8 protein-coding genes and 4 tRNA genes are annotated in these 12488 nt (G+C 59.2%); 5 read left to right on the top strand and 7 right to left on the bottom strand.

Going from position 1 to position 12488, the window contains the following annotated elements; genetic code table 11:
* The first annotated feature begins 273 nt into the window (after positions 1–273).
* A complete protein-coding gene (locus tag RYA97_RS17615) occupies positions 274–2358 on the top strand; it encodes a M10 family metallopeptidase C-terminal domain-containing protein (RefSeq protein ID WP_005782635.1) in 2085 nt (694 codons plus the stop codon).
* A gap of 274 nt (positions 2359–2632) precedes the next feature.
* Here RYA97_RS17615 and RYA97_RS17610 read toward each other — a convergent pair.
* The 7 genes from RYA97_RS17610 to rluD form a co-directional block, all read right to left on the bottom strand.
* Positions 2633–2709, bottom strand: a tRNA-Pro gene (locus tag RYA97_RS17610).
* A gap of 97 nt (positions 2710–2806) precedes the next feature.
* Positions 2807–2882: transfer RNA gene (locus RYA97_RS17605), tRNA-Lys, on the bottom strand.
* 5 nt (positions 2883–2887) lie between these two features.
* Positions 2888–2964 (bottom strand) — tRNA-Pro (locus RYA97_RS17600).
* Positions 2965–2993: 29 nt separating this feature from the next.
* Positions 2994–3069: transfer RNA gene (locus RYA97_RS17595), tRNA-Asn, on the bottom strand.
* A gap of 295 nt (positions 3070–3364) precedes the next feature.
* Positions 3365–5929: an ATP-dependent chaperone ClpB gene (gene clpB / locus RYA97_RS17590; protein ID WP_004663469.1), complete on the bottom strand. Its 2565-nt coding sequence runs from the start codon at positions 5927–5929 to the stop codon at positions 3365–3367.
* Between the two features lie 170 nt (positions 5930–6099).
* Positions 6100–6828, bottom strand: a complete 729-nt coding sequence (pgeF, locus tag RYA97_RS17585; RefSeq protein WP_046832873.1) for a peptidoglycan editing factor PgeF — start codon at positions 6826–6828, stop codon at positions 6100–6102.
* Positions 6825–7787, bottom strand: a complete 963-nt coding sequence (gene rluD / locus RYA97_RS17580) for a 23S rRNA pseudouridine(1911/1915/1917) synthase RluD (protein WP_002551999.1) — start codon at positions 7785–7787, stop codon at positions 6825–6827. The genes pgeF and rluD overlap by 4 nt, the downstream gene beginning before the upstream one ends.
* A 149-nt stretch (positions 7788–7936) precedes the next feature.
* Here rluD and RYA97_RS17575 point away from each other — a divergent pair, with 149 nt between their 5' ends.
* The 4 genes from RYA97_RS17575 (at position 7937) to RYA97_RS17560 (ending at position 12250) form a co-directional block, all read left to right on the top strand.
* On the top strand, positions 7937–8959 hold the full coding sequence (locus RYA97_RS17575; RefSeq protein ID WP_005733851.1) for an outer membrane protein assembly factor BamD: 1023 nt from the start codon (positions 7937–7939) through the stop codon (positions 8957–8959).
* Between the two features lie 129 nt (positions 8960–9088).
* Positions 9089–9328: a PP0621 family protein gene (locus tag RYA97_RS17570; protein ID WP_002551997.1), complete on the top strand. Its 240-nt coding sequence runs from the start codon at positions 9089–9091 to the stop codon at positions 9326–9328.
* Positions 9318–10910 (top strand): sensor histidine kinase, encoded by a 1593-nt coding sequence (locus RYA97_RS17565; RefSeq protein WP_005777807.1) that lies wholly within the window; start codon positions 9318–9320, stop codon positions 10908–10910. Before RYA97_RS17570 ends, RYA97_RS17565 begins: the two co-directional genes overlap by 11 nt.
* Positions 10911–10912: 2 nt before the next feature.
* A complete protein-coding gene (locus RYA97_RS17560; protein WP_016982716.1) occupies positions 10913–12250 on the top strand; it encodes a sigma-54-dependent transcriptional regulator in 1338 nt (445 codons plus the stop codon).
* Positions 12251–12488: the final 238 nt, after the last annotated feature.

Genomic DNA, 12488 nt, shown 5'->3' with positions numbered 1-12488 from the left:
TGGGCGGAGGCGTTCAGTGTATTTCGACCGGCGAGCACGCGACCACTCACGCTCATCTCTGATGAATGGAGGCAAGGACGACCGACCCCGGTCAACTAACGCTTTTGGCCGTTTGTTCAATACCGGAGTACTAACGCGAGGGCCAGTTGACCCGGTGTGCTGTCGGCGGAACACAAAACGTTCGCATTTATCCATCCTGCCAGGGTCAGATCCAGAGGATCCGTGCAAGCCTCTTCCCAACCCGTTCGGGTTCCATGCCTAAAGGACAATGTCATGGCGTCAATCGATAGCAAGGCCACCATCAACTACACCGTGCGAACAGGCCCGGGGACAGTGCAGGTCGACCCCTCCACGGGTAGCGATTCAAACTGGAGCATCATCCTTCAGCCTGACGGCAAAATCCTTGTCGGTGGCGAAAGCTTCCAGACTGCCATTGGCTATCCTGGCTCGCCGGGCGATGAAAGCTATGGTACGCGCGGCAGCTACACGGCGGTGCGCCTCAACGCTGACGGCAGCCTGGACAACAGCTTCGGCCAAGAGGGAATTGCCCTCGTGCCCGGCAACCTGGACCCGGAAGATTATGCTTACTACGTAATGGCGGTGCAGGCCGACGGTAAAGTGCTATCAGCACAGCCAGGGCTTGGCGGTTTGAAGGTAGAACGTTTCAACGTGGATGGCACTCTGGATACCACATTCGGCAATGGCGGTGCCGCGGGCCTTGACGTACCGATCGGCGCTGATGGAATGGCTATTTACGCCACAGCAGATGGCTCGGTGTACGTCAGCCTTCGCGGCACGTCCCAAGCGATCGTATTCAAGCTGGACAGCACCGGGGCGCCGGTAGAGGATTTCGGTGCCAACGGCGCACTTCTCCTCAACCCGACCGGGCAATACGGCACCGGCAATATCGCCACGGTCGTTCAGCCCGACGGCAGCGTATTGCTCGGCAGTTGGCTGTACGTGGGTGCCGACGGCCCCCACGACCCGGGCGATCCGGTTTATGCCGTTCAGCGACTTGCAGCGGACGGCAACCTGGATACCGCGTTTGGCGTGGACGGCGTGGTGTATTTCGATACCGCGCTGGGGCTGGACTACCGCGCTGCGATAACCGTGCAAGCCGATGGCAAGATCATTGTGTCCGGCGAGAGTAACGACAATAACGCCTTCAACGTACTGCGGCTGAATGCGGATGGCTCGTTCGACACCTCCTTTAGTGACGATGGCAAGCTGACGATCCAGGTACCCCAAGGCGCGTCGAACTATGCCCACTCGGCAATCGTTCAGCCCGATGGCAAAATCCTTATCGCCGGCGACGTGATCACCCGTCTGAACGCCGATGGCAGCCTGGACACCACCTTCGGCAGCCAGGACGGCCAATACCACGTGGACGGATCCAGCCAGGCCAATCACCTGATTGGCAACGACACGGCCGAGATTATCCGTGGCCTGGGCGGAGACGATGTGCTGCAAGGCGCGGGTGGCCGTGACGTGCTGGCAGGCGGGATGGGCGCAGATATTTTCCGCTTCACCCAGATCAGCGACAGCTACCGTACCGCTACCGAAACAGGCAGCGACCGGATTCTGGACTTCGACGCCTCTCAGGACCGTGTCGATCTGACTGCGTTGAGCTTTACCGGCATTGGCGATGGCCACAATGGCACGCTCGCCGTCCAGGCCAACGCCGAGGGTACTCGCACATACCTGAAAAGCTTCGATGCCGACGCCAACGGACAGCGCTTCGAACTGGCGTTCGAAGGCAACCTGGCGGGGCAGTTGAACAGCACCAACCTGGTGTTCACGGCCCCCACCGTCGAAGGAACGGCTGGCAAGGACGTAATCACGGGGAGCGCAATGTCGGAAGTCATTTATGGCCTGGCCGGCAACGACCGTATCGACGGCGGCAGAGGCTCGGATGTGATCATCGGAGGCGCGGGCGCCGACTTGCTGATCGGCGGCGACGACCCGAACCTTTCGGTCTATGGCCGTAATGGCATCAATGACGCTGACGTGTTCCGCTACACGGCAGCCACTGACAGCTACCGCACGGACAGCCAGAGCTTCGTGGACCTGATTGCCCGGTTCGCAGACAACAATGACAAGATCGATGTGTCGGCGCTGGGTTACACAGGGTTCGGCGACGGTACCGGCACTACGCTGAAGATGGCCTATAACGCGGATCTGGACCGCACCTACCTCAAGGATGTGGAACCTGACGCTGAGGGCCATCGGTTTGAGATTGCCCTCACCGGCGACTGGACCCAGGATCTGGGCAACAACGATATGATCTTTGCGCCAGCCGCGCAGGTGTCTCTGGTGGGTGTGGCTAGCGCGGCCACCCAATCAACAGACATGGTGTAAACCAGGCATAACGCCTGCGGGGGTTGTAGGAAGCCGGGGGTCGCCTTGAGACGTTTGTGCTTAGCCAGACAGCGTGCAAGCAGTCTTACAGGCAACCCTCTACCGGCCAGACCGTAAACAGGTGGGGTCAGGCGTACGAAGTATTAATCGCTTCATGAGTGTTGTAGCTATAAGTCTCCAACAAAAAAGGCGTCCCGAAGGACGCCTTTTCTGTTGAGCTCAAAACAATTGTTTTTGAGCTCTGATCTTCAACCCTGATACAGCTAGGCGAAAATGGTCGGGGTAAGGGGATTCGAACTCCTGACATCCTGCTCCCAAAGCAGGCGCGCTACCGGACTGCGCTATACCCCGATGATGCTAAAAAACACCTCCGAGGAGGCGTTTTCTATTTGGGTGACGCTTGTGGCGTCACTCCCTAAGATCCAGCCAGATACAAACTGACCAAAAATGGTGGGTCGTGTGGGATTCGAACCTACGACCAATTGGTTAAAAGCCAACTGCTCTACCAACTGAGCTAACGACCCAAATATGGTCGGGGTAAGGGGATTCGAACTCCTGACATCCTGCTCCCAAAGCAGGCGCGCTACCGGACTGCGCTATACCCCGACTGAAACTGCATTGAATCTTGCGAAATCTGGCTCCACGACCTGGACTCGAACCAGGGACCCAGTGATTAACAGTCACTTGCTCTACCAACTGAGCTATCGCGGAACTATCGATTTCAGATTCAACTTTACAACCTGTTGCCTTGAAACCAGCGTGCTGTTAACTCGTTGATTTCAATCTCATCGACCTTTGCGCTTCGTTTGTATCGTTGCGTTCACGTCTCTGAGGCGCGCTATTCTACAATTTTAAAAACACCTGTCAACCCTATAAATTGCTTTTTAAGACAATGATTTGCGATTTTTTCCCAGATCCCCTTTCAGGCCCGATTTTACTGCTGGCAGCATCCTCAGAAAAAAGGCCCTCGGCGAGAGGGCCCTCTATATAGAGCTGGCGAGCGCTATCAGGCAAACACGATCTCGTCGTCGACCACCTTGCCGGTAATGGTGGTACCGGGCATGAAGCTGCCCGAGAGGATCATCTGTGCCAGCGGGTTCTCGATCCAGCGCTGGATCGCCCGCTTCAGCGGCCGTGCTCCATAGACCGGGTCGTAACCGACGGCAATCAGCTTGTCTAGCGCCTCGGGGCTCAGGGTCAGCGCCAGCTCGCGTTCGGCCAGACGCTTGCGCAGGCGGCCCAGCTGGATATCGGTGATACCGGCGATCTGGTCACGCGCCAGCGGTTCGAAGATCACCACTTCGTCGATCCTGTTCACAAATTCCGGGCGGAAGTGCGTACCCACCGCATCCATCACCGCAGCACGTTGCGCCTCACGATCACCGACCAGTTCCTGGATCTGGGCCGAGCCCAGGTTGGAGGTCATGACGATCACGGTATTGCGGAAGTCCACCGTCCGCCCGTGGCTGTCAGTCAGGCGTCCGTCTTCAAGCACCTGCAACAGGATGTTGAACACGTCGGAATGTGCCTTCTCGACCTCATCGAGCAGGATCAGCGAGTACGGCTTGCGACGCACGGCTTCGGTCAGGTAACCGCCCTCTTCGTAACCGACATAGCCCGGTGGTGCACCGATCAGGCGAGCCACGGAATGTTTCTCCATGAACTCGGACATATCGATACGCACCATCGCCTCTTCGGTATCGAACAGGAATTCGGCAAGCGCCTTGCAGAGTTCGGTCTTACCCACACCGGTCGGACCGAGGAACATGAACGAACCGCTTGGACGATTCGGGTCGGAAAGCCCTGCACGCGAACGACGTACGGCATTGGAGACCGCGACCACCGCTTCTTCCTGACCGATTACCCGGTTGTGCAGCAGGGTTTCCATGCGCAACAGCTTCTCGCGCTCGCCTTCCAGCATTTTCGACACGGGAATACCGGTCCACTTTGACACGACTTCGGCAATTTCTTCCTCGGTCACTTTGCTGCGCAGCAATTGGTTCTCGGGTTTGCCGTGCTGATCGACCATTTGCAAGCTACGTTCCAGGTCCGGAATGATCCCGTACTGCAACTCGGCCATGCGGTTCAGGTCGCCACGACGACGCGCCGCTTCCAGTTCCTGACGGGACTGCTCTATTTTCTGCTGGATCTGTGCAGAGCCCGTTACTTCAGCTTTTTCCGAGGTCCAGATTTCTTCGAGATCGGCGTATTCCTTCTCAAGGCGCACCACTTCTTCCTGGAGTTTTTCCAAGCGCTTGATAGCCGCTTCATCCTTTTCCTTCTTGAGCGCCTGAGCTTCCACTTTCAGCTGGATCAGGCGACGCTCAAGACGATCAAGCACTTCAGGCTTGGAGTCGATCTCCATACGAATGCGGCTGGCCGCTTCGTCGATCAGGTCGATGGCCTTGTCAGGCAACTGGCGATCGGTGATATAGCGATGGCTCAGCTTGGCCGCGGCGATGATCGCACCGTCAGTAATGGCGACCTTGTGGTGCACTTCATAGCGCTCTTTCAGGCCACGCAGGATTGCGATGGTGTCTTCTTCGCTCGGCTCGTCCACCAGCACTTTCTGGAAACGACGCTCAAGCGCAGCGTCCTTCTCTATATATTGGCGGTACTCGTTGAGCGTGGTGGCACCGACACAATGCAGCTCGCCGCGAGCCAGCGCAGGCTTGAGCATATTGCCAGCGTCCATCGAGCCTTCGCCTTTGCCGGCGCCGACCATGGTGTGCAGTTCGTCGATAAACAGGATGATCTGGCCTTCCTGCTTGGACAGTTCGTTGAGCAGCGATTTCAGGCGCTCTTCGAACTCACCACGGTACTTGGCACCGGCGATCAGCGCGCCCATGTCCAGCGACAGCAAGCGCTTGCCGCGCAGGCCATCGGGCACTTCACCATTGATGATGCGCTGCGCCAGGCCCTCGGCAATGGCGGTCTTACCCACGCCAGGTTCGCCGATCAGCACCGGGTTGTTCTTGGTGCGGCGCTGCAGGACCTGAATGGTGCGACGAATCTCGTCATCACGACCGATCACCGGGTCGAGCTTGCCCTCTTCGGCACGCTTGGTCAGGTCAACGGTGTACTTGTCCAGCGCCTGACGCGACTCTTCAACGTTAGGGTCATTCACGGCACCTTCGCCGCGCAGGTTGTTGATGGCGTTTTCCAGGGCTTTCTTGCTGACGCCCTGCCCCAGCAACAATTTGCCGAGCTTGCTGTTCTCGTCCATTGCTGCGAGCAGCACCAGCTCGCTGGAAATGAATTGGTCGCCTTTCTGCTGCGCCAGACGGTCGGCCTGGTTAAGCAGGCGCGCAAGATCCTGCGACATGTTGACGTCGCCAGTGGGGTTCTGGATTTTTGGCAGTCGGTCCAGCTCTGCGCTCAGTTCCTTGCGCAAGCTGTTGATGTCGAAGCCTACCTGCAACAGCAGAGGCTTGATGGAACCGCCCTGCTGCTCAAGCAGCGCCTGCATCAAGTGCGCAGGTTCGATGGCGGGATGGTCGAGGCCAACGGCCAGCGACTGGGAATCGGATAACGCTAACTGTAATTTGCTGGTCAATCTGTCGATACGCATTAGTCACCTTCCTTTAATGCAGGCCGGAGCAATGAACACACCTATAACGAAAACCTGCTGAATAGCCAGTTAGATGCGGACGATTCTGCGCGTTTCAAGCGTGCCGTGGTTGATACAGATCAGACGTGTGTTCAGCCAAGCCTAGCTGGCCCGCGCAAAAGAGCCTGCAATCAGGTGTGATCAATCCAGATCAGCGAGGCGAAGCGGCCAGTGCGCGCGGCACGCCTGTAGGAAAAGAAGCGCGGATCGGTGAAGGTATCCAGCCCGCCGCCGTACACGGCAGAGATACCTTGGGCTGCCAGTCGTAACCGGGCGAGCGCGTAGATGTCGGCCATGAAACGATCAGGATTCGAACTGGCGACAAACGCAGCGACTGTCTGCGGGTGGCTGGCGGTAAAGGCCTCGCGCACCTCGGGGCCGACTTCGAAAGACGGCTGGCCTATGGCCGGACCCAGCCAAACCATGATGTCTTCAGGAGCGCACTGAAAACTGTCGGCGGTGGCTTCCAGCACACCGGCCGCCAGTCCGCGCCATCCGGCATGCGCGGCGGCGACGCGGGTGCCGTCGCGACGACAGAACAGTGCGGGCAGACAATCGGCGGTCATGATGGTGCAGGCAACGCCAGGGCTATCGGTCCAGCTGGCATCGGCTTCGACAACCCGGGACGGATCAGCAGGCACGACGTCGACGCCATGCACCTGCTTCAACCAGGCGGGCTGAGCCTTGAGACTGGAGGTCAGGCGCTGGCGATTGGTCGCCACGGCCTGCGGGCTGTCATCGACGTGATCGCCCAGATTGAAGCTGTCGAACGGGGCCAGACTGACCCCACCCGAGCGGGTGGTAACGCACGACTTGATCTGAGCTGGCGCAGGCCAGTCAGGTATCAGCCAGTCATTCACCCGATGAACGCCTCGCGATCCTGCTTGAGCAGCGACAGCAACCAGACGAAATCATCCGGCAGTGGCGACTCCCAGCTCATGCGCTTACCGGTGGTCGGATGATCCAGCTCCAGGAAGCGGGCATGCAACGCCTGCCGCGGGAAGGTCTTGAGCGAATCGACCATGGTCAGGCTGGCCGCTGGCGGAATACGGAAACGACCGCCATAGGCAGGGTCGCCGACCAACGGATAGTTGATATGCGCCATGTGCACGCGAATCTGGTGGGTACGCCCGGTTTCCAGCTTGACCCGTACATGGGTGTGCGAACGGAAGCGCTCCAGCACGCGGTAATGACTGACCGCCTGCTTCCCGCCCTCCATCACGGCCATGCGCTGGCGCTGCTGGCCGTGACGGCCGATCGGTGCGTCGATCTTGCCGCCTGCGGTCACCACGCCAATCACGATGCACTCGTAGATACGACTGACACTGCGACTCTGCAACTGGGTAACCAGTTGGGTCTGTGCCTGAATGGTCTTGGCGACCACCATCAGACCAGTGGTGTCCTTGTCCAGACGATGCACGATGCCGGCACGCGGAACATTGATGATGTCCGGCACATGGTGCAGCAAGGCATTGAGCAGCGTGCCGTCGGCATGACCGGCAGCCGGATGCACCACCAGCCCCGCAGGCTTGTTGATGACGAGGATCTGGTCGTCTTCATAGATGATGTCGAGCTCGATGTCCTGAGCAACCCATTCACCCTGGGCCTCCTGCTCGGCAATCAGCTCGAGAACAGCGCCACCATGCACGATGTCGCGGGGGCGCAATACGCCTCCGTCCACAGTCAGGCGGCCGTCCTTGATCCAGGCGGAAAGGCGCGAGCGCGAGTGCTCAGCGAATAATTGTGCGGCGACTTGATCGAGGCGTTGACCGCCCAATTCGGACGGCACCTCTGCGCGGAGTTCTATATTTTCGGACATGACCAGACTAGGTGGCGGCTAGCCTTTGGTTTCGGCAGCGCGCTTGTGGTTAAATACGGCGTCTTTTGTCCCGCCGGTATCGCGGGGCGCTCATCATAACAGGACGGCCCCGCCCAAGACAGCAGGCCGTTATAGGGACGCAAGCCGCCATGCAAGTGAAACACCTGCTGCTGATCGCCATCCTCGCATTGACTGCGGCCTGTTCGTCGAAGGAAGTCATCGACGAAAACCTCAGCGAAGTCGAGCTGTACCAGCAGGCGCAGGCCGACCTGGGAAATAACAGCTATAACAGTGCCACGGAGAAACTCAAGGCACTGGAATCACGCTATCCGTTCGGTCGCTACGCTGATCAGGCCCAGCTCGAGTTGATCTACTCGAACTACAAGAACGGTGAACCCGAAGCAGCCAAATCCGCTGCCGAGCGTTTCATCCGTCTGCATCCGCAACACCCGAACGTCGATTACGCGTATTACATGAAGGGCCTGACCTCCTTCGATCAGGACGTCGGCCTGCTGGCGCGCTTCCTGCCGCTGGACCAGACCAAACGTGACCCGGGCGCTGCCCGCGACTCGTTCAACGAGTTCGCTCAGCTGACCAGCCGCTTCCCGAACAGCCGCTATTCGCCGGATGCCAAGCAGCGCATGATCTACCTGCGCAACCTGCTGGCCTCCTACGAAATTCACGTAGCCGACTACTACCTGACCCGTCAGGCCTATGTCGCCGCCGCCAACCGTGGCCGCTATGTCGTGGAAAACTTCCAGGAGACGCCATCGGTAGGTGACGGTCTGGCCGTTATGGTCGAGTCCTATCAGCGTCTGCACCTCGACGATCTGGCAGCCACCAGCCTTGAAGTGCTCAAAACCAACTACCCGAACCACCCGCAATTGGCTGACGGCAAGTTCACCCCGCGTCAGGCCGAAGCCGACAACCGCTCGTGGCTGTCGAAAGCGACCCTTGGTCTGATCGACGGTAGCGCACCGCTGCCACCGGGCCAGACCCGTGCCGATCAGGACATCAAGAAGCAGTATCAGGACGCCAAGGACGCCATTCCGAAAGAGTTGTTGCCGGAAAATCAGGCAGAGCTGGACGAGCAGGCGGAAAAAGACGCCGAAGCGAAAGGCACCAAGAGCCGTTCGTGGTTCAGCTACATGACCCTGGGTCTGTTCGACTGATCTTCACGGCATTAAGAAAGAGGCCTTCGGGCCTCTTTTTTTATGCAGCACATTTATGCGCCGCAGCCACTGTGCGCCTGACTGTACCTTGGCTACACTGCGCCATCGTCAATCACTAAGCTGGTAGTCATGGTTCGCTTACTCATGTGGGCCGCGTTGATCGCGGCGGTGATCTGGTTCGTCAAGCGCCTGATCAATCCCCCCAAGCCGAAGTCCCGTGCCGAGCCGCCTGAAATAGCGGCCACCCCAATGGTGCGCTGCGCACACTGTGGCGTTCATCTCCCTCAGGATCGCGCGCTGAGCCAGGCACAGCAATGGTATTGCAGCGAGGCACACCGCCTGGAAGGCCCTGCGGCACGTGACCGCTGACACGCCCTCGCTTGCCAGCCCACAGGCGCAAAGGATTCTGCGGCTTTACCACCTTTATCGGCTAACCATCGGCGTGGTACTGGTCCTGCTGATTTCCAGCAGTCTGGAAACCGAACTGTTGCAACTGGCCAATCCAAACCTGTTCCGCTCGGGTTGCTGGCTGTATCTGGTGTTCAACATTCTGGTCGTCGTGCTGCTGGAGCGTCCCAGCCGTCAGGCGCAGCTTTTCAGTCTGGCAATGACTGACGCAATCATGCTCTCTGCGCTGTTCTACGCGGCGGGTGGCCCTTCCAGCGGCATCGGCAATCTGTTGATTGCTTCCGTAGCAATCAGCAATGTATTGCTGCGGGGCCGTATCGGTTTGCTGATCGCCGCCGTTTCTGCCATCGGCATTATCTACCTGACGTTCTATATCAGCTTCGGTACACCGTCGGTTTCCAACGACTACGTGCAGGCCGGCTCTCTGGGTGCCCTGTGCTTCGCCGCCGCACTGCTGGTGCAGGCGCTGACAGCGCGCATGCAGGTCAGCGAAGTGCTGGCCGAACAGCGTGCAGCGGATGTCGACAGCCTTGAAGAACTCAACGCGCTGATCCTGCAACGCATGCGTACCGGCATTCTGGTACTGGATGCCAACCGTCAGGTGCTGCTGGCCAATCAAGGTGCCCTTACCCTACTGGGCCATGAGCGACTGGTCGGCCAGGTTATCGACGCTTACTCGCCGCAACTGGTGGAACGCCTGCGCCACTGGCTCGTCAACCCGATCATGGTGCCGCGCAGCGTCACGACTTCACCCATCGGGCCGGTGCTGCAACCGAGCTTTGCCGCGCTCAATCGTGGCGATCAGCGCCAGACGCTGATCTTTCTTGAAGACCTGTCGCAAATTGCTCATCAGGCGCAGCAGCTCAAGCTCGCCGCGCTGGGACGCCTGACCGCCGGGATTGCCCACGAGATACGCAACCCGCTGGGCGCAGTCAGCCATGCCGCACAGTTGCTCAACGAATCTGAAGAACTCAGCGCAGCGGACCGACGCCTGGGGCAGATCATTCATGACCAGTCGGGGCGTATTGATCGGGTCATCGAAAATGTTCTGCAATTGTCGCGCAGACGCGAAGCGCAGCCCGAACTGCTGGACCTGAAAACCTGGCTGGAAAACTTTGTTGCCGAGTTTCGCAGCGCCGCCATGGCCGGACAGTCGGTTCATGTCGAAATCAGTCCCGGCACGCTGACAACCCGCATGGATTCAGGGCAACTGACCCAGATCATGACCAACCTGCTACAGAACGGCCTGCGCTACAGCGGCAGAAATCATTCGTCAGCGCAGGTCTGGCTGAAGCTGCATCATGACCAACAAAGCGACTTGCCGATTCTGGAAGTGCAGGACGACGGGCCAGGGGTCAGCGAGCAACATTTGGCCAAGCTGTTCGAGCCGTTTTTCACCACGGAAAGCAAAGGCACCGGTCTTGGTCTATATCTGTCACGCGAGCTGTGCGAAAGCAATCAGGCGCACCTGGAATACGTCCCGCGGCAAGGTGGCGGCAGTTGTCTGCGCATAACCTTCGCCCACCCGTTCAAAACGAGCTGAGCATGAGCCAACGGCAAAAAATCCTGATAGTCGATGACGAGCCGGATATCCGCGAACTGCTGGAGATCACTCTGGGGCGCATGAAACTCGACACCCGATGCGCCCGCAATGTTGCCGAGGCCCACGACTGGCTGGCCCGCGAGCCGTTCGATATGTGCCTGACCGACATGCGTCTGCCCGACGGCAACGGCCTTGAGCTGGTGCAGCATATTCAGCACGGCTACCCCCATGTGCCAGTGGCGATGATCACTGCCCACGGCAACCTGGACACCGCGATTAATGCGCTCAAGGCCGGGGCTTTCGATTTTGTGACCAAGCCGGTTGACCTCGGCAGGCTGCGCGAACTGGTCAATAGTGCGCTGAGCCTGCCTTGCGCCCAGCCAGCCCGCAGCATCGACAGCCGCCTGCTGGGCGACTCGCTGGCGATGCGTACCTTGCGCAACCAGATCGGCAAGCTGGCCCGCAGCCAGGCGCCGATCTACATCAGCGGCGAATCGGGCAGCGGCAAGGAGCTTGTAGCGCGGCTCATCCACGAGCAGGGTCCGCGCATCGATAAACCGTTCATACCGGTGAATTGCGGGGCCATTCCTTCCGAGCTGATGGAGAGTGAATTCTTTGGCCATCGCAAGGGCAGTTTCAGCGGTGCCCACGAAGACAAGCCTGGTCTGTTTCAGGCGGCACATACCGGGACGCTGTTTCTCGACGAGGTGGCCGACCTACCGCTGGCCATGCAGGTAAAGCTGTTGCGAGCCATCCAGGAAAAATCCATCCGCAGCGTAGGCAGCCAGCAAGAACAGATTGTGGACGTACGCATTCTGTGCGCCACGCACAAGAACCTTAATGCAGAGGTTGCGGCAGGCCGTTTCCGTCAGGATCTGTATTACCGGTTGAACGTGATCGAAGTGCGCGTCCCCTCATTGCGCGAACGGCGCGAGGACATCGATCAACTGGCAGCCAGTGTTCTAAAGCGACTTGCTGGCAATGGCACGCAACCGGTGGCGCGCCTGAATGCGCAGGCGCTGGACACGCTGAAGAGCTACCGATTCCCCGGTAACGTGCGCGAACTGGAAAACATGCTGGAGCGCGCCTACACGCTCTGTGAAAACGATGAAATCCACGCCAGCGATCTGCGCCTGGCAGAGTCCGCCAGCCCCCAGGAGCACAGCGGTCCTAGCCTGGCCGACATCGACAACCTTGAAGACTACCTGGAAAGCATCGAGCGCAAGCTCATTCTGCAGGCCCTGGAAGAAACCCGCTGGAACCGTACCGCAGCGGCAGAAAGGCTCAGCTTGTCCTTCAGATCGCTGCGTTACCGGCTGAAGAAACTGGGCCTGGATTGAGCGCTCCGTACGGCACAGCCTGACCGACTATCGTGCGACGCTCCGCATCGGCATGCATTTCTGGACGCTCTGCGTCCTATCCTGAATAAGCGGCGCGGCGCAGATTTGTGACGCAGAGCGTCACGCAAGGCATTCCCACGCTGGAGCGTGAGGAACGATAAGTGTCTGGGCTAGGGCGCAAGGAACGATAATCTCCACTATCGTGCGACGCTCCGCGTCGGCATGCGTTTCTGGACGC

This window comes from Pseudomonas syringae group sp. 26L6 (genome assembly GCF_032587815.1).
In the GTDB taxonomy this organism is placed as follows: domain Bacteria; phylum Pseudomonadota; class Gammaproteobacteria; order Pseudomonadales; family Pseudomonadaceae; genus Aquipseudomonas; species Aquipseudomonas amygdali.
The sequence above is the reverse complement of the archived record's forward strand: the minus strand, read 5'-3'. Positions and strand labels throughout refer to the sequence as shown.